Here is an 18,114-nt window from a genome sequence, read left to right as displayed (position 1 = left end):
TTTGGAAGGCTTTTCGGGCGATTCAAGGATCCGATTCGTGGCATGGTTCCTGCTGTCTAGCCTGTTTGTAAGGGGACCCTCGCGAGGCATCTGAGAGCGGTGAGAGATCAATCGTACGGCCGAACACTCGTGCTGGCAGTGAGCATCCTGCTCGCGGCCGTGGTCGTGGTCGGTGGTGCCACCAGCTCCTACCGGAAAATCGGCTCCTTTCAGCCCCTCGGTTTCGAGGCTCAGAGAGCGGCAGGCAACTGGCGGATCGTGACCGCGGATCCCGAGACCCCGCTCCTTGCCGGCGACGAGATCTTGCTGGTCAACGGCGACTCGTTCGCGCGCACAGCCGATCTCGAGCAAGCCCTTCGCCAACACGTCGAAAGCGAGCTCCTGATCCTGCGGGATGGCGAGATCCTCGATCTCGCCTACGTTCTGCCCGGTCTCGAAATCGACTTCGCCTATCTGGTGTTGGCCCTGATCGGCTGCGTTTACCTGCTGGTCGGCCTGTACACTTTGCTGCGCGACCAGCGCGCGCCGGCGATCGTGTTCTTCCTCTGGGCCGTCACGTCGGCCATCGTGTATCTGTTTTCGCCGGTCGGCCCCTTTGACCTCCTCGACAAGCTGCTCTACGTCGGCGAGGAGCTCGCGCGAGTCCTGCTGGCTCCGCTGACGCTGCATCTGTTCACGATCTTTCCGCAACCGATCGGACGCAGACAGAGCTCGAACTGGACGGTCACCTTCTTCTATCTTCCGGCCGCGTTCCTGATCCTGCTGCAGAGCGACCTGCTGATGGCGGGAGGGCGCTGGTTCTTCGGAGCCAACGCGGCCGCAGCGCTCGGTGTCCTCGACCGGTTGGAGCTGATTCACCTGGTCTTCTTCGGCCTGGCCGCGGCTGCGGTGATGGCCTGGCGGCTCTGGAGCACGACCCAGAGAGAGGCCCGGCGCCAAACCACCTGGCTCGCCATCGGGCTCCTCGGGGGTTACCTCCCCTTCACGCTCCTCTACGTGCTGCCGAGAACGCTGGGGGCCAGCTGGCCCGACGCGCTGGCGCCGGTCACGGTCCTCTTCCTCGCCATCGTGCCGATCACCTTCTGCTACGCGATACTGCGCTACCGGCTTTGGGACCTGGGCGTGCTGGTGCGCGACACGGCTTCGCTCGCATTGACGGTTCTCCTGGGTGTGGGCGGTTTCGCCCTCGCCAACCTCATGGTCAACCGGCTGGTCCCCGAGGACCTGGCCCTCGGACGCAACCTCTTGGTATTCGTTTCGGGATTGACCATCGCCGGTCTCATGGTGCCGACGCGTCGCGGCCTGGGGCAGTCGCTCGAGCGCCTGCAGTACCGGGGGCGGTTCGGACGCCGGCGAGCCCTCGCCGAGATCGGCAAGGAGCTTCTGAACGAGCGCGATCTCGACAAGCTCTGCCGGCGCCTCTGTGACGAGATCGAAAGCGGACTCGATATCAGCCCCAACAACGTACTCCTGCGCCGCGGCAATGTGCTGGTCGCATGGCGCGGCGAGGGCGGCCTCGAGACTCCCCTGCCGCTGAAGAGTTTCCCGCGCGACATCTGGAGCGCCGCGGTACATGGACTGCCGGCGATCGGCCTGGCCGATGAGAAGCCTTCGGAGCTCGAGCTCTTCGGTGCGGGCTACCGCTACGCGTTTCCGCTCACGGTCCGAGATCACGGCCTCGCTCTTTTCGTTTGCGGCTACAAGGCCGACGGGATCCCGCTCAACAGCGACGACGTCGATCTGGTTCGCAACGTCCTCAATCAGACGGCGCTCGCCATCGAGAACGCTCAGCTTCTCAAGCGGGTCCAATCCCAGCTCGACGAGATGGGCCGGCTTCAAAGGTTCAACGAAGAGGTGGTCGCCGCCTCGCCGGCCGGAATCGCGGTGCTCGACAAGTCGAATCGGATTCTCTCGGCCAACCGGGCGTTCGCCAGGCTCGCCGAACAGGGCCTCGACATCGTCCGCGGCAAGCCGTTGCTCGAGGTGCTCCCCATCGAGTCGCTGCCCAAGCCCGGAGAGGGCCTCCGCGAGATCAGCTATCGCTCGGCGACCGGCGAGGAGCGCTATGTCCAGGCCAGTATCGGGTCCCTTCCGGACCCGGAGCGATCAGGCAACCACGTGCTCGTGGTTCAAGACGTGAGCCAGCGGGTGGCGATGGAAACGGCGCTCAAGGAAAAGGATCGGCTCGCCTCCCTCGGAGTTCTCGCGGCCGGAGTGGCGCACGAAGTCAATACTCCCATCACCGGCATCTCGAGTTACGCCCAGATGCTACTGGCGGAGACCCCGGCAGATGATCCGCGCCGCCAGCTGCTCGAGAAGGTCGAGAAACAGACCTTCCGTGCGGCCAGAATCGTCAACAACCTGCTCAACTTCGCCCGCAAGCGGGACGGCGAGCGGCAGTCCAGCGACTTTGTGCCGCTGATCACCGAATGCCTCGACTTGCTCAAGGAGCGGATGGCCGACAAGGGAATCACTCTGGAATGGTCGCCGCCCGGGCCGATCGAGGTCCACATCAATGAGGGAGAGCTGCAGCAGGTGTTCACCAACCTGGTGATCAACGCCATCGACGCCATGCGCGAAGAGGGCGGTACGCTGAAGATCGACGCGGAGACCAGCGAGGATTGGGTTTGGATCGGCATCGAGGATACCGGCCATGGGATTCCGGCCGAGCAGCTCGACCAGATTTTCGAGCCGTTCTATTCGACCAAGATGGCCCAAGGAGGAACAGGGTTGGGCCTTTCGATTTCGCACGATCTGATCAAGCGACACGGAGGCGATATCCGTGTGATCAATCATCCGGGGGAAGGGTGCCGATTCGTGGTTGAGCTGCCGCTCGCCGAGTCGGCCCCGCGAACATGAAGATCCTCATCGTAGACGACGAAGAAGTCCTGCAAGACATCCTCACCTCGATGCTGAGCAAAGAGGGCTTCGCCACCCGGAGCGCTCGCACGGCCAAGGAGGCGAGGCAGATTCTCGCCGCCGAGGAGATCGACCTCGTACTACTCGACCTGATGCTTCCGGACGGTTCGGGTCTGGATCTCCTGAAAGAGGTGCGGGCGAAAGATCCGGAGCAGGTCATCATCGTGATCACCGCCTTCTCGTCGGTCGAGGGCGCGATCCAGGCCATGCGCGACGGCGCGTTCCACTACATCCCCAAGCCGTTCAAGAACGAGGAAGTGCTGCTGACCGTGCAACACGGCCTCGACCAGCGCAGGCTGGCGCAAGAAAACAAAACGCTCCGGGCTCAGCTTCGGCAGCGCTACGGATTCGACAACATCATCGGCAAGTCGAAGCCGATGGAACAGGTGTTCGAGTTGATTCAGCTGGCCGCGCCGGCCAAGAGCAACATTCTGGTCCTGGGCGAGAGCGGCACCGGCAAGGAGCTCGTAGCCAAGGCGATCCACCACAACTCGAGAAGGTCTCAGGGTCCATTCGTAACCGTCAACTCGGGCTCGATGCCCCCGGACCTGCTCGAGAGCACTCTGTTTGGACATGTCAAAGGCGCTTTTACCGGGGCCCACTCGAACAAGAAAGGTCTGTTCGAGTTGGCCGACAAAGGCTCCATCTTCTTCGACGAAATCGGCAACATCCCTCCCGACACCCAGTCCAAGCTGCTTCGCGTCATTCAGGAAAAAGAGTTCATGCGTCTGGGCGGCGTCGAGACCCTCACCGCCGACGTGCGCATCATCGCCGCCACCAACGCGGATCTGGAAGCGGCGGTTCGGGACGGCGCTTTCAGGGAGGACCTCTATTACCGGCTGAACGTGATAACGATCAACCTGCCTCCCCTGCGAGAGCGCACCGAAGACGTACCGTTGCTGATTCGTCACTTCCTCGGCGTCTACGCGAAGGAGAACGACAAGCCGGTCGCGACCATCGATCCCGGCGCCATGGAGACCCTGCTCGACTACTCCTGGCCCGGCAACGTGCGCGAGCTGCAGAACGTGATCGAGCGCGCGGTGGTGCTCTCGACCAGCGAGACGCTCGACAGCTCGGCCTTGCCTCCGAGCGTGACGCGCAAGTACGGCATCTCGGCGCCGCCGGCGACGCTGCCCGACGGCGGTATCTCGCTCAAGGAGGCCATCTCCTCGTACGAACGTCAACTCATCATCAAGGCGCTCCAGGCCTCCGGTGGAGTGCAGAAGCGAGCCGCCGAGCTCTTGAGCGTCAAACCGACGACCCTCCACGAGATGATGAAACGGCTCAACGTCTCGATCGACGGCCTGGCGCTGCAGTAACCTTGATTAATAGCATTCTGCCCTTCTGCGCAGCGGCTCTGCTGGTGTGCGCGACGAATGCCCGAGCGGTGGAGCTGCTGGCACCGCTGAGTGACGGCAGTCAGGTCGATCTGCCTGCGCTCGACGCGTCGGTTCCGTCACCGGCCGAATTCCTCGGCTACCCCCTCGGTCACCGCTTCACCCACCACGAAGAGATCGTCCACTACCTGGACCATCTGGCCGCCCGTTCGGATCGCGTCACCGTCTGGCAGTACGGATCGACCTACGAAGGGCGCCCGCTCAAGCTTGCGGCGATCTCGAGCCCCGAGAATCTGGACAGGCTGCAGGCGATCCGGACCAACCTCGAGAAGCTTACCGGGAGCGCTCCTCTGAGCTCGACGGAGCTCGCAAAGGCCGTCGAATCGACACCGCTCGCGGTCTGGCTCGCCTATGGCATTCACGGCAACGAGCCCTCTTCGGCCGAAGCGGCGATGGCCGCCGCCTGGGTCTTCGCCGCCGCGCAAGAGGACTGGTCCACCCTTCTGAACCACGCCGTCATCCTGATCGACCCTCTCGGCAACCCGGACGGGCGCGAGCGCTATGTCCACTTCTTCGAAACCCAAAGGGGCCGCGAGCCGGACCCCCTACCCACATCGGCCGAGCATGTCGAAGATTGGCCCGGCGGCCGCCAGAACCACTACCTGGTCGATCTCAACCGCGACTGGGCCTGGATGACCCAGAAGGAAACCCAAGACCGGATTCAGGCCTACCGGCTCTGGGATCCGCAGGTCTACGTCGACTTCCACGAGATGAGCCCGCGCTCGACCTACTTCTTTCCGCCGGCGGCCGAGCCCATTCATCCTTCCATCAACCCGAGGGCCCTGTACTGGCTGGAGAGATTCGGCCGCGCCAACGCCGCGGCTTTCGACAGCCGTGGCTGGGTCTACTATGTCGGTGAGAGGTTCGACCTCTTCTACCCGGGCTACGGCGACTCCTACCCCAGCCTTCGGGGTGCGATCGGCATGACCTACGAAATGGCGGGCCATGGCCGGGCGGGCCAGGCCTTCGAGCGCCCGGACGGCTCGCTACTCACGCTCGCGGACAGAATCGCCCGGCACCTCACAACCTCGATCGCGACCGCGCGAACGGCGATCGAGAGCCGCACCGAGCTCCTTGCGGACTTCGCCACGGCGCGCCGGCAGAGCCTCGACGCAAGTCCGATGACCTACCTGTGGCCAGCCGACCAGCAGGAAGCGAGGGCGGCGGCGAAGCTCCTGGCCAGCCACGGCGTCGAGATCGGCGTGCTCGAAGAGGAAACCGCGCTGCGCGCCCGCCGCCTGTCGGCGGGCGAGACCGAAAGCAAGGTCTTTCCGGCCGGCACCTTCGCCGTGCCGACGCGGCAGCCGCTCGGGAATCTGGTCCGGACGCTGATTGATCTCGACGCGTCGATGCCCCAGTCGTTCCTCGAAGAGCAGAGGCGGCGCGTCGAGCAAAACCGGTCGGCGGAGTTCTACGACATCACGGCCTGGTCGCTGCCTCTCGCCTACAACCTCGAGACCTGGGTCTCGGCCGGCACCGTCGCCGGACTGAAGCCGCTGGGCAAGGCAGCTACGGGAGTCCAGGGTGAGGGCGAGCTCGGATTTCTCGCGCGACCGCAGGGGCTCACCGGTTACAGACTGGTCAGTCGTCTCCAAGCGGAAAGCATCGCGTTCCGCGTCGCGCTCAACGACTTCGAGCTCGGGGGCGAGCTCTACCCCAGTGGCACGATCTTCATCCCAAAACGGGGCAATCCTGGCTCGCTCGAAGCGAGCTTGGCCGAATGGACGCAGGCCATCGGGGTCGCCGTTCAGCGAGCGGGCTCCGGGTACGCGGAAAAGGGCTCTTCCCTGGGTTCGGATACCGTGGTCGGCGTTCGGCCGCCTCGAATCGGGCTGGTCGGTGGACAGGGCGTCAGCCCGACCTCGTTCGGCTTCTTGTGGCACCTCCTCGACCAGCAAGTCCAGGCGCCTCACCATCGACTCAAGCTCGAGACCCTGTCTCGGGTCGAGCTGGGAGAGTTCGACGTGCTGGTCCTGCCAAGTGGAAAGCTCAGCGACGCCATCCCGGACGGGGTTGCCGAGAAGATCGAGAGTTGGGTCCGGGACGGCGGACTTCTGGTCGCCGTTGGGCGAGCCGCCGATTGGCTGCGCGAGCGCGAGTTGAGCGAGATCAAAGCCTGGCAGCCACCCAAGCCGAGCGAGAAGGAGAACGCGGTCACGGAACTGACGCCTTCGAACCGGGAGCTCCACACTCCCGGCGCCGCCCTGGCGACGCGGATCGAACGGCCGCATCCGCTCACCGTGGGCATCGACGGATCGCCCGCCGCGCTCTACAACGACCGGAGGGTCCTGCTTGCGACCGGTAATCCACGACGCGACGTCGTGACCGCCGCCGTGACGGATCCGGTCGTCGCCGGTTTCGCCTGGCCGGAAGCCGAGACCCGGCTGAGCAAGTCCCTCCTGGTGGGCCTCGAGCCCAAGGGCCGAGGCGCGATCGTCATCTTCTCCCAGGACCCGAGTTTCAGGCTCTTCTGGCGGGGCACCGCACCGCTGTTTCTCAACACGGTGCTCTACGGGCCCAGCTTGCTCGAGCACGGGCATCTTCGGTAACCGGCACCGGCAGGGCTGTGGGCCGAGACGACTTGCGCGGCGGTGCGAAATGAACTACCATCTCGGGCTCTCGAAGCGCCGGGAATATCCATCCCGATCCCGACGTTTTCCACCTCGAACGGCAATCTAGGCGAGGAATCCCCATGAAGAATGACCTTCATCCCGAACTCCACCGCATTACGGTGACTTGCGCCTGCGGGAATTCCTTCGAGACTCATTCGACGGTCCCCGAGCTGAGGCTCGAGATCTGCAGCGCCTGCCATCCGTTCTTCACCGGCAAGCAGAAGCTGGTCGACTCGGCCGGTCGCGTCGAGCGTTTCCAACGCCGCTACGGCCTGCAGTCCTCTTCTTAGCCGCTTCCCGAGACGTTCGCGGCGGCGCCCGCTAGGCGCCGGAACGGAGAAGTGCGCCCGCATTGGAAGCGTTTGACTGCTTTGAGATACTGAGACCCTGAGAGACGGCCATGCTGGAACAACTGGAAGCCATCGAAGCCCAACACTCGGAGCTCGCCGAGAAACTGGCCAGCCCGGAGCTGCTGGCCGATCCCAAGGCCTACGGGGAGACGAGCAAGAAGCTGGCCGAGCTTGCGACGATCGTCGAGCTGCTGGGCGAGTTCCGCAAGCTCCGCGGCCAGGCCGAAGAGACTCGCGAGCTCCTCGCCTCGCTCAACAAGGACGACGAGCTCTACGCAATGGCCTTCGAGGAGCAGGAGAAACTCGCCAGCCAGCTCGCCGCACTCGAAGAGCGGTTGACGCTCGAGCTCGTCCGCAAGGATCCGAACGACGAGCGCAACGTGGTTCTGGAGATACGCGCCGGCACCGGCGGCGACGAAGCTTCCCTCTTCGCCGCCGAGCTCTTTCGGATGTACAGTCGCTTTGCCGAGAATCAGAAGTGGCGCGTAGAGATCATCGATCTCTCCGAATCCGGCATTCGCGGAATCAAGGAGGTCTCGGCAATCGTCGAAGGCCGAGGCGCCTACAGCAGGCTCAAGTACGAGGCCGGCGTGCACCGGGTTCAGCGCGTGCCCGAAACCGAGGCTTCGGGCCGGATTCACACCTCGGCGGTCACCGTCGCGGTGCTGCCCGAGGCCGAGGACGTCGAGATCCAGATCGACGAGAAGGACCTCCGCATCGACCGTTTCTGCTCATCCGGCCCCGGAGGCCAGGGCGTCAACACGACCTACTCGGCCGTGCGGATCACCCACGAGCCGACCGGACTCGTGGTGAGCTGCCAGGATGAACGCAGCCAGATCAAGAACCGGGCCAAAGCGATGCGCGTTCTGAAATCGAGGCTGCTCGAGATCGAGCGCGAGAAGGCCGACTCGGAGCTCACCGCCGAGCGCCGCAAGATGGTCGGCTCGGGCGACCGATCCGAGAAGATCCGGACCTACAACTTTCCCCAGAACCGGATCACCGATCACCGGATCGGACTGACGCTGCACAAGCTGCCGGCGGTCCTGGAGGGCGAGCTCGACGCTCTGATCGACCCCTTGACCACGCACTTTCAGGCGGTCCAGATGCGCGAAGCCGCCGAGGCGCGGAGCTGAGAAAGCGACCTCGTCGTTTCTCCCCTACTGAGTCCCCCGCCATGCGTTCGTGACAAGCCGGCTGGGCAGGCACCCGGACCAGGGGGCTCGCCGCAAGCGCTCGAGAGATCGAATCGGAGGTCGCTGACGGTTTGCGCGCAGCGGCGCGCAGGCGAGAGCCCGCCCCCTCGCAGTCCTCCCAGCTCGAGCCGGCCCCTGGACGGGTGCACTGCCCAGTCGGCTTCGTAGCGCAAAACCAAGGAAAGCTCTCTAGCCGTCGCCCTCCAAGACACTCCTGAGCGTCGCGCCTTCACCGGGCACCGGCTCACCTTCGAAAACAACGTCGATGGCGTAGGCCTCGCCGCTATCAAAGGCGGCGCCGAGCCAGCTGGCGACGAACTCTTCGACCTGCCGGCGCGCCGTCTCCCGCACCAGACCGATCTGCCGTCGGGCCCGTTCGCGCGACAGCTGGGTCAGGCCCGACTGCAGCGCAGTGATGGCCGCATCCTCGTCGCGCAGGATACTGGCAGCTCGGACGTCGTACTCGAGCCGAGAGACATCCAGCGCCGGCGTGTTGAACTCGAGGCGCGGTGCCCTGACCCTCAGCCGATTGTCCTCGAGCTCGAAGAGCCAGTCGTCCGAGAGATCCAGGTAGTAGACGTACTCGACCGGAACTCGGGCCTCGACGACCACATCCGGAAGCTGGAGGGTGCCCCACAGGACGCTGCTCGACTCGGTGCGAGTGTAGATCTCGACCTGGCTGAGCTCGGCGACCTGCAGCTTGTTGCCTCCCGAGAGCTCGGTCGCGTGATTGACGAAGGCCGTCTCGACTTTCCCCTGATGAAATGCGGCCGCCAGGTCACGGAGATCGTCCGCGACCTCTCGGCCGGCTTCGACCACTCGCCCCGGCAGGCTGAGCAACGAATGGACGAAGTAGACGCCGGCCAACAGAGCGACCACCGCCACCACCGCGAGCGCCGTCGCCCATACCCTGCCGGCTTCCGAAGACTCCGTCATTGACGCAGTCTACGTCGAGATCATCCGCTGAAAGAGGCTCCCACCGAGAGGTCCCCGATAGCCCCCTACGATCGGGTGGGAGGCACTCCTGCCTTCGCGGGCGTTGTACCATAGTCTAGATATCCACAGGATGATCCATGAGGAGAAGTTCTCCTCGGAACACGGAGGGGCCATGAAACGAATCTCACCAGTCATTCTGACGGTGGCTGCAATCGTCACCGCCATATCGACACTTCCGGCGCTGGGCGAACAGGAAGTCGAGAACAAGGGATTCATGGCGGCGAAGGGTCGCGTGACCTTCAATAGATACTGTGCCAGCTGCCATGGCGAGAAAGCCGATGGGACCGGGCCGGTTGCGCGAATGCTGAAGGTTGCGCCCAAAGACCTGCGCATGCTGACGATCGAGAACGACGGCGAGTACCCCGGCGAGGAATTGGCAGAGTACGTCGACGGCCGCAAGGAAGTGCGGGCGCACGGCAGCCGCGACATGCCGGTGTGGGGAGAAGTTTTTCAGACCTCGCTCGTGGCGAGTCCGGCCTCACCCGACGAGGCCGGTGAGGACCGCGCGGCCCGCAAGATTCGCGAGCTCGTGCTCTACGTAGAGACGATCCAGCAGGCTCCGAAAGAGGAAGAGGCCGAGGACCGCTAGCCGGATCGCTGCACGAACCTCTCGGGCCGGCGCGGCCCTGAATCCGGGACCGGAATACCGTGCCGCCCCCTCCCGTGGGCACAGGTGCCACGGTAGACTTCCCAGGTGATGATCGGCGCGCTCGTTGAAAGGGGCCGCAAGCGACTCGCGGAAGCTCCCTTCGAAGTTTCCCGGCGCGAAGCCTATCTTCTTCTCGGGCACGTCCTCGACCTGACCGAGGCGCAAATCCTGGCTCGCTGGGAGGACGACGTGAACACCGAGGCCGAGGAGGCGTTTCGTGACCTCCTCGACCGCAGGCTACGCGGCGAGCCCGTCGCCTACCTACTCGGCCGGCGCGAGTTCTACGGCCGCACCTTCCGCGTCGACTCACGTGTTCTGATCCCCAGGCCCGAGACCGAGCATCTGATCGAGACCGCGCTGGCGCTACCGCTGGGCGCAAGACCGAGGATTCTGGATCTGGGCACCGGATCGGGCTGTATCGCGATTACCTTGGCGCTCGAGCTCGCCGGCTCGTCGGTCACGGCCGTCGACGCGTCGGTCGCCGCTCTGGTCCTGGCCGCCAGGAACGCCCAAGACCTGGGAGCTTCGAGCGTCCGGCCGATGGCGGCGGATCTGGCCGGCTCGACGGCTTTGGATGACTTCGATCTCGTGGTCTCGAATCCGCCCTACGTCGGGCGCGAGGAGGCGGCAGCGATGTCCATCGAAGTGCGTGGCTTCGAACCCCACCAGGCGCTGTTTCCTTCGGGCGACGCCGACTCCTTGATTCGCAGACTGGCCACGGAGCTCGCCGGATTGCCCTCCGGGGCATTTCTCCTGTTCGAGATCGGCCATCTTCAGAGCCGGCGAGCCGAGAAGATTCTCGACGCCTCGGCCTTTGTGCTGGAGCGCATCGTCGACGACTACCAGGGAATCCCGCGCGTGGTGGTCGCGCGCCGGGAATAGAGGTGGACAAGCTTCGCATCGTGGGGCCATGCCGGCTCGAGGGCGAGATCCAGGCCGCCGGCGCCAAGAACGCCGCGCTGCCGGCGCTGGCCGCGAGCCTGCTCACCGAGGAGACGGTCGCCCTCTCCCGCGTCCCTGGAGTGCAGGATCTGCGAACCATGCGCAAGCTCCTCGAGCATCTGGGCGTCGAAAGCTCGCTCTCGGAGGGAGTGCTCGAGCTGCGTCACGTGGTTCCTTCCGAGCTCGACGACGCGCCCTACGATCTGGTCAAGACAATGCGCGCCAGTGTTCTGGTGCTCGGACCGCTGGTGGCCCGGCTGGGGCACGCTCGGGTTTCTCTCCCCGGTGGTTGCGCCATCGGTTCCCGCCCCATAGACCAACACTTAGCGGGCCTCGAAGCTCTCGGCGCCGAGATCACGCTCGATCATGGCTATGTCACCGCCCGCACTCGATCGAACCGATCGGGCGGCCCGGGACGACTGCGGGGCGCCCGAGTTCGTTTCAATTCGCCGACCGTCGGCGGAACCGAGAACCTACTGATGGCGGCGACCCTCGCCGAGGGCACCACGATCCTCGAGAACTGCGCCCAGGAGCCCGAGATCCGCGACTTGGGCCAGCTCCTCACCAAGATGGGAGCACAGATCTCGGGGGCCGGAGAGAGCACGATCGAAATCGAGGGCGTCGAGTCGCTTTCAGGCGCTCGACACACGATTCTCGCGGACCGCATCGAAGTCGGCACCTACTTGATCGGGGCCGCGATGACCGCGGGAAGAGTCTCGGTTCGAGACGCGATAGCTGCCGATCTGGCGCCGCTGCTAGAGCAACTGACGGAATGTGGCTGCGAGGTCGAGATCGGCGACCGTGCGGTAACGGTGGCCCGGACCGCGGAGCTCCGACCCCGAAACATCGTCACCGCCCCCCACCCCGGCTTCCCGACCGACCTGCAAGCCCAGTACCTGGCTTTGATGACCCAGGCCACGGGTCCCTCGACGGTCTGTGAGACCGTCTTCGAGAACCGCTTTCAGCACGTGCCGGAGCTTCGCCGAATGGGCGCCGAGATCGAAGTCGACGGTAATGTGGCGCGGATCAAGGGCCCGGTGCAGCTGACCGGCGCCAAGGTCATGGCGACCGACCTTCGGGCCTCGGCCTGCTTGGTCCTGGCGGCTCTCGCCGCCGAAGGTGAATCCGTAATCGACCGGATCTATCACCTCGATCGCGGCTACGAGCCAATGGAACTGAAATTGCACCTCCTCGGCACCGAGCGTCGCGTCGAACGAACCTCCTAGCACACGCACCCGGAGGAGCCATTCATGAGCCAGGACTGCATTTTTTGCCGGATCGCGTCTGGAGACATCCCCGCCAACAAGGTCTACGAAGACGATGCCATCGTCGCGTTCCACGACCTCGAGCCCCAGGCCCCGGTGCACGTTTTGCTCATCCCGCGCCGACACATCTCGACTCTGCTCGATACGTCCCCGGATGAATCGGAGCTGCTGGGATCGCTTCAGTCTCGCGCCGTCGAGATCGCGCGCGAGCTCGGTCTGGACGCCAAGGGCTTTCGCCTGGTCACGAACTGTCTCGCGGAGGCCGGCCAGTCAGTCTTCCACATTCACCTGCACCTTCTCGGCGGCCGTAAGTTCACCTGGCCCCCGGGCTGATTGGCTTCGAGCCGATGCTCTGGGCCGCGACTCTGCTCCTGCTGGCAACACCGGCGGACCTTCGTCTGCAGGTGGCCCAGTATCAGCTCGAAGGCCGACCACAGGCGGCGCTGGAAGTCATCGAGACCAGCATTTCAGAACGCGAAGCCGAAGTTCGCCCGCTCGGATTCGACTATCTGCACGGCCATCTCCTGGAGCTTCTGGGCCGAGATCGCGCGGCCCAGGATGCCTTTGCCCGGTCCCTGACCAGCGCAATGCCGCTGGCCCCCTACAGCCTGTTTCGACTCGCGCTGAACCAGGAAAAGCGCGGGCACCCGGAGGTGTCGGCCGGGCTCCTGGCTCGTCTGCTCGCGGCCAAGCCGCCGAAGCGACTCGTTCGACCGGCAGTTCAAATGCTGGCCGAGGCCATCGAGAACGGCGCCGATTGCCGTCTCCTCACCAACTCCGACCGCTGGCGGCTCGAGCAGAGACCGAACCGCAGAATCCAGGTCACCAAGGCCAATTGCGATCTCCTCGTGGGCCGCCGGCAGCCGGCTCTCGAGCGGCTCCAAGCAGTTCTCGAGCGCGCCATCGACGACGAGGCGGCCCGTCTGGCGGCCGATCGATTGAGTCAGCTCGTGGGAGGCAGCGTGGCCCCGGAGATCTCGCTCCTCCTGGGCCAGGCCTTCCACGCCCATCGTCGGTTCGACATGTCCGTCCCCTATCTGAGAGCCGGACTGGCGGGCCTGGAGGGTGAGGACCCCGACGCCAGATACGCCCTGGCGCGAAGTCATTTTTGGCGCGAGGAGTACCTGCTCGCCGCGAGCGAGTTCGGCAAGGTGGTGGCAAGCGCAACCAAGCTCGACACCAAGGCGCGCGCCCTCTACCAGCAGGGTCGATGCTATGAGCTCAGCGGCAACTGGGCCGCGGCGTCTTCGAGCTACCGTCGCGCGTACCTCGAGGAGACCGAGGGCAGATGGGCCGACGCCGCCCTTTTGTCGGCCCTGAGAATCGAGTGGCGCAGCGGCTCCGAGCAGCCGGCTCTCGAGCTCTACGAGGTCCTGGCTTCCAGGCGTAGCTGGGCGAGGATGTTCGAGACGGCCAGTGTCTATATGGCTAGTTCGGAGATCGTTCGCAAGCGGGCCGAGCGCGCCGGCGAATGGCTGCGCAGGGGCCGACGGGCGCGTCGAGAGCCGTCAACCGACACGATCTATTGGACGGCCCGGTTGGCGGAACTCGAAAGCGAATGGGATCGAGCCGCCGAGCTCTACCTCGAGATTCTGAGCGACAACCCCTATCACCCACTCGCGGTGGCCGCTCGAAAGCGGCTCGGCCGGCCGGAGCTCGGGCCCGCGTCCGACGCTCTGGCCCGGCGCATCGTCCAAGGCTCGAGCATGGCGGATCTCTCCGGCGCCATGCTTCTGCTGCCTGGCGACGATCGGTCCGCCGTGGACGCCCGCCGCCGATTGACCCAACGTCTTTCGTCGCGCAGCTCCGCACGCTCTTTTCTACAGGTGCAGCTGCGTGACGCCCCGGACTGGCCGATCTGGCAAGCGCGCCTGGAGCGACCCGAAGAGCTCTTGCTCGGCCTGGGTCTCTGGGACGAGGGCGAACCCGCCATCCTCAAGCACTTCAGGGTCGAGGAACCGGATCTGGCTCTGACAGCGGTTGGACTTCTGGAGCAATCCGGCAGCCTGCGCTCGGCTCTGCGAATCGCCGAGATCCTCTATCAGAGAGCCGTCGGCGAAGTTCCCATCGACCTCTTGCCCCCCAGCCTGCATCGCTCGGCGTTCCCACTCCACTATCGTGACTTGATCATGGAGCGCAGCAGGCAGTTCGACGCGGACCCCTTCCTGCTGGCCGCGATCGTGCGCGAAGAAAGCCGCTTCGACACTCAGGCGGTCTCGGCGGCAGCGGCCCGAGGCCTGGCTCAGTTCGTTCTTCCGACCGCCGAACGGCTCGGACACAAGATCGGCTTGAAAACCGTGACGGCCGAAGATCTGCACCGGCCGGAGATCGCTCTTACGCTCGGCGCCGCCTACCTGGCCGAGCTCGGCGAGCGCTTCGCCGACCAGCCGTACGCGGCGATTGCCGCCTACAACGCCGGCGAGAACCAAGCCACGCTATGGAGAAGCTACTGCTTTAGCCGCGAGCCCGAGGAGTACTTCTCCAAGGTCGGATTTGCGGAGACGCGCGGCTATCTGGCGAAGGTCCTCGAAAGCCGAGAGCACTACGCCCGGCTCTACGGTCCCTAGCCCGCTACTCCGAGGCGGTGCGCACCCCGATCACGACGTCGGCCGAGGCGGCGGCCGGGCGCTCGAAATAGTCTTCAATGTCGGCCTCGAGCCTCAACTCGGCGGTCCAGCGCTCGATCTCCTGATTCAGGCGCTGCTCGCGCAGCACGCTCCGGATCTCCTCGCGAACCTGGTTCAACTCGGGCAGCTTCTGCCCCGTGCGCTTCATCTCCGGTGTCAGGACCGAATCGTAGTACTCACGGATGTCATCGAGGCTGACGAAGACCCGGGGCCCGAGCCTCTCGTCCACGTAGGTGAGCACCATAACCTGACGAGCGACGATCTGACGGACGTCGTCGGTGCTCAGTCCCAGCTCGGCAAGGCGCTCTTCGAACGCGCGGGCGCTGGCGAAGGCGGACTCGAGCGACTCGACCGCCCGTTCCACCTCCGCGAGCGAGATTTCCGTAAACCCGAATCGATCGACCTCGTGGGCGCGCAGGCGCTCCTCCAACATCAGGTCGAGCACGCGTCTTCGAAACGCGTCCTCGGCCTCGTCTTCGAGCTGCGACACCAGCCCCAGTCCGATCGCTCGCTCCAGATCCGATGCCAGAATCGGATCCTCGTCCACGACCGCCACGATGCGATCGACGAGCTCGGCAGCGGTTGAGCCTTCGGCCGGGTTCTCCTCGGCCCTCAGGACCCCAGGCGAAGGCGCGTCGCCGACCGTCAGAACCGCCAAAACCATCATGCTCAAAGGCTTTTTCACGGGGCGCCATGCTAGCATGGCGCTTCTTCGACCCTCCGGCCCATCTCATCATGTCGACACAGATCACCGTCGGGATCGCTCAGATCGACGCCCGGCTGGGTGACGTGGAAGCCAACCTCGAGCGGCATCTGAGCTGGATCGAGCGCGCCTGCGAGTCGAAGGTCGATCTGCTGGTCTTCCCCGAGCTCTCGCTGACCGGATATCGCCTCTTGCATCTCACCGGGAGGGTCGCGGCCAGGCCCGCCGACTCGAAGGCCATTAGCAGGCTGCTGGCGGCGGCGGGCACCATGGGCCTGGTCGTCGGACTGGTCGAAGAGGACGACAAGGGCGTGCTCTACAACACCGCGCTGCTCCTGCGTGACGGCGAGATCGCCCACAGCCACCGCAAGCTCTATCTGCCGACCTATGGCATTTTTCAGGAGGGTCGGTTCTTCGGCCCGGGAGAGAACCTGTCGTCACCGGTCGACGGCCTCGGGCTCCTGGTCTGTGAAGATCTCTGGCATCCCCATCTCGCCCGAGGGCTGGCGCTCGCCGGAGCCAAGGTCCTGGTAGTCATATCGGCCGGACCGGGGCACCTCGGCTCCGGAGACATCCCCGAGAGCCAGGAATCCTGGGAGGCGCTGACTCGCGCCACCGCGCTCGTCAATACCTGCTGGGTCGTCTACTGCAACCGCGTCGGCTGGGAGGAGGGCTCCTTCTACAGCGGCGGCAGCCACGTGGTACGTCCCGGCGGCGAGATCGTCGGCCGTGCGCCGTTTCTGGATGAGCACCTCCTGGTGACCGAAATCGACACGCGGGAGGTCGATCGGCTGCGCTGGCGGTTGCCCCTGGTTCACGCCGAGCGTAGCGACATCGTGGGCCCGTCATGATTCGAAAGGAAGACGTTCTCGAACGCCTCCGGCTCAACCCCGAGCTCGCGACCCGAGTGTTGACCGGATTCATCAAGGATGCGGTCGAGACCTCCGGCTGCAACGGGGTCGTGGTCGGGCTCTCCGGCGGTGTCGACTCGGCTCTCTCGACCGCTCTGGCCACGCGCGCCCTGGGGCACGATCGGGTTCTGGCGCTACTTCTTCCCTACCGAACATCCTCGCCCGAGTCGACGAACGACGCCCAGGAGGTCGCAGCTCAGCTGGCGGTCGAGTCGCGAACGATCGACATCTCGCCCATGGTCGACGCCTATTTCGACAACACCGAGCCGGACGCGGACCCGGTTCGGCGAGGCAACAAGATGGCCCGCGAGCGTATGGGCATCCTCTTCGATCAAGCCAAGAAATGCGACGCTCTGGTTTTGGGCACCTCGAACAAGACCGAGATCCTGCTCGGCTACTCGACGATCTTCGGGGACAACGCCAGCTCGATCAATCCGCTCGGCGACCTCTACAAACAACAGGTCTGGCAACTTGCCGAGCACCTCGACCTGCCCAGACAGGTCGTCAGAAAGAAGCCCTCGGCGGATCTCTGGCCGGGTCAGACCGACGAAGGAGAGCTCGGCTTCGCCTACCGCACGGCGGACGAGGTGCTCTACCTGATGTTCGACCGCGGCCTGTCTCCGGAGGAAGTCGTGGAACGCGGCTACGACGCCGAGGCGGTCGCTAAGATCGAGCAGCTCGAGCGCAGTAATCGCTTCAAACGCCGCCTGATGCTGATCGCACGCCTCTCGAGCAGCGCCATCAATCTGGATCGCGAGATACCGCGCGATTGAGCGGTCGCCTGACAGTCGTCGCCACGCCGATCGGCAATCTCGAGGATCTGAGCTCGAGGGCACGGCAGGCGCTGGAGATGGCCGACTCGGTGGCCTGCGAGGATACCCGTCGGACCGGCCGGCTGCTGGCTCATCTCGGTTTGAAGAAGAATCTGATCTCGCTTCATGAACACAACGAGCGCGCTCGCCTGCCGAGCCTCCTCGAGAAGCTTGAGTCCGGCCGCCAAATCGCTCTGGTCAGCGATGCCGGCACTCCTCTGCTCTCGGATCCCGGCTATCTTCTGGTCCGAGAAGCGATCGCTCGAGGCGTCACCGTCGAGGCCGTACCCGGGCCGTCAGCCCTTCTTGCAGCACTGGTGGTCTCTGCCCTGCCTCCCCACCCCTTTACCTTCATCGGCTTCCCGCCACCCAAATCCGGCAAGCGGCGCACGTTCTTCGTGCGGTTTGCAGACCTCGGGCACACGGTGATCTTCTTCGAGTCGCCGCATCGCCTGCTGCCGAGTCTCGAAGACGCGCTCGCGGTTTTCGGCGACCGCCCGGCCGCGGTCCTGCGCGAGCTCACCAAGATGCACGAAGAGGCCCTGCGCGGCACCCTCGGTGCCCTCGTCGAGCAGCTCCGCGACAAGAAGCCCCGCGGCGAGTACGTGATCGTCATCGGGGGGCAGGGCTGAGTCGGCCGAACCAGCCATCGAACGGCGGTCGGTAGGCGAATCCACCAAGGGGCCGGCTCGGGCGTCGGGGACACGATTCCTTCGTGTCCCCTCCCGACTGGTTTTG

Annotated in this window: 15 protein-coding genes; 13 read left to right on the top strand and 2 right to left on the bottom strand. The window is 65.1% G+C overall.

The genetic code is table 11. From position 1 onward, the window contains the following. The first annotated feature begins 99 nt into the window (after positions 1-99). From GY769_09645 to prfA, 5 genes are all read left to right on the top strand, one after another. The gene (locus GY769_09645) at positions 100-2,859 is read left to right on the top strand and encodes a PAS domain-containing protein (GenBank protein ID MCP4202186.1); all 2,760 of its coding nucleotides are present in this window, start codon (positions 100-102) and stop codon (positions 2,857-2,859) included. Then, complete coding sequence (locus tag GY769_09640) at positions 2,856-4,238, top strand: sigma-54-dependent Fis family transcriptional regulator (GenBank protein MCP4202185.1); 1,383 nt, start codon at positions 2,856-2,858, stop codon at positions 4,236-4,238. The genes GY769_09645 and GY769_09640 overlap by 4 nt, the downstream gene beginning before the upstream one ends. Positions 4,239-4,240: 2 nt before the next feature. Next, positions 4,241-6,865, top strand: coding sequence for a hypothetical protein (locus GY769_09635; GenBank protein MCP4202184.1), 2,625 nt, complete (start codon positions 4,241-4,243; stop codon positions 6,863-6,865). Positions 6,866-7,008: 143 nt separating this feature from the next. Next, entirely contained in the window at positions 7,009-7,218 is a 210-nt protein-coding gene (gene rpmE / locus GY769_09630) for a 50S ribosomal protein L31 (GenBank protein ID MCP4202183.1), read from the top strand. A 110-nt stretch (positions 7,219-7,328) separates the two neighbouring features. Continuing rightward, on the top strand, positions 7,329-8,411 hold the full coding sequence (gene prfA, locus GY769_09625; protein MCP4202182.1) for a peptide chain release factor 1: 1,083 nt from the start codon (positions 7,329-7,331) through the stop codon (positions 8,409-8,411). Positions 8,412-8,660: 249 nt separating this feature from the next. Here prfA and GY769_09620 read toward each other — a convergent pair whose 3' ends face one another. After that, positions 8,661-9,407, bottom strand: a complete 747-nt coding sequence (locus GY769_09620; protein ID MCP4202181.1) for a hypothetical protein — start codon at positions 9,405-9,407, stop codon at positions 8,661-8,663. Positions 9,408-9,579: 172 nt separating this feature from the next. On the opposite strand from GY769_09620, the gene GY769_09615 reads away from it, so the two are divergent. The 5 genes from GY769_09615 (at position 9,580) to GY769_09595 (ending at position 14,890) form a co-directional block, all read left to right on the top strand. Then, positions 9,580-10,056 carry a cytochrome c gene (locus tag GY769_09615; GenBank protein ID MCP4202180.1) on the top strand — a complete coding sequence of 159 codons (477 nt, stop codon included), beginning with the start codon at positions 9,580-9,582 and terminating at the stop codon, positions 10,054-10,056. A gap of 108 nt (positions 10,057-10,164) precedes the next feature. After that, entirely contained in the window at positions 10,165-10,998 is an 834-nt protein-coding gene (gene prmC / locus GY769_09610; protein MCP4202179.1) for a peptide chain release factor N(5)-glutamine methyltransferase, read from the top strand. Between the two features lie 2 nt (positions 10,999-11,000). Then, positions 11,001-12,284 (top strand): UDP-N-acetylglucosamine 1-carboxyvinyltransferase, encoded by a 1,284-nt coding sequence (gene murA / locus GY769_09605; protein ID MCP4202178.1) that lies wholly within the window; start codon positions 11,001-11,003, stop codon positions 12,282-12,284. 24 nt (positions 12,285-12,308) lie between these two features. Further along, complete coding sequence (locus GY769_09600; GenBank protein ID MCP4202177.1) at positions 12,309-12,656, top strand: histidine triad nucleotide-binding protein; 348 nt, start codon at positions 12,309-12,311, stop codon at positions 12,654-12,656. Between the two features lie 14 nt (positions 12,657-12,670). After that, positions 12,671-14,890: a lytic transglycosylase domain-containing protein gene (locus tag GY769_09595; protein ID MCP4202176.1), complete on the top strand. Its 2,220-nt coding sequence runs from the start codon at positions 12,671-12,673 to the stop codon at positions 14,888-14,890. Between the two features lie 4 nt (positions 14,891-14,894). Here GY769_09595 and GY769_09590 read toward each other — a convergent pair whose 3' ends face one another. Further along, complete coding sequence (locus GY769_09590) at positions 14,895-15,635, bottom strand: hypothetical protein (GenBank protein ID MCP4202175.1); 741 nt, start codon at positions 15,633-15,635, stop codon at positions 14,895-14,897. A gap of 8 nt (positions 15,636-15,643) precedes the next feature. Here GY769_09590 and GY769_09585 point away from each other — a divergent pair, with 8 nt between their 5' ends. From GY769_09585 to rsmI, 3 genes are read left to right on the top strand one after another with little or no spacing between them, the layout of a single operon-like run. After that, the gene (locus tag GY769_09585; protein MCP4202174.1) at positions 15,644-16,504 is read left to right on the top strand and encodes a carbon-nitrogen hydrolase; all 861 of its coding nucleotides are present in this window, start codon (positions 15,644-15,646) and stop codon (positions 16,502-16,504) included. Continuing rightward, a complete protein-coding gene (locus GY769_09580; protein MCP4202173.1) occupies positions 16,501-17,337 on the top strand; it encodes an NAD+ synthase in 837 nt (278 codons plus the stop codon). Before GY769_09585 ends, GY769_09580 begins: the two co-directional genes overlap by 4 nt. Positions 17,338-17,345: 8 nt before the next feature. After that, positions 17,346-18,008, top strand: coding sequence for a 16S rRNA (cytidine(1402)-2'-O)-methyltransferase (rsmI, locus tag GY769_09575; GenBank protein ID MCP4202172.1), 663 nt, complete (start codon positions 17,346-17,348; stop codon positions 18,006-18,008). Positions 18,009-18,114: the final 106 nt, after the last annotated feature.

This window comes from bacterium (assembly GCA_024224155.1).
In the GTDB taxonomy this organism is placed as follows: domain Bacteria; phylum Acidobacteriota; class Thermoanaerobaculia; order Multivoradales; family JAHEKO01; genus CALZIK01.
This window is presented reverse-complemented; position numbering and strand designations above follow the sequence as displayed.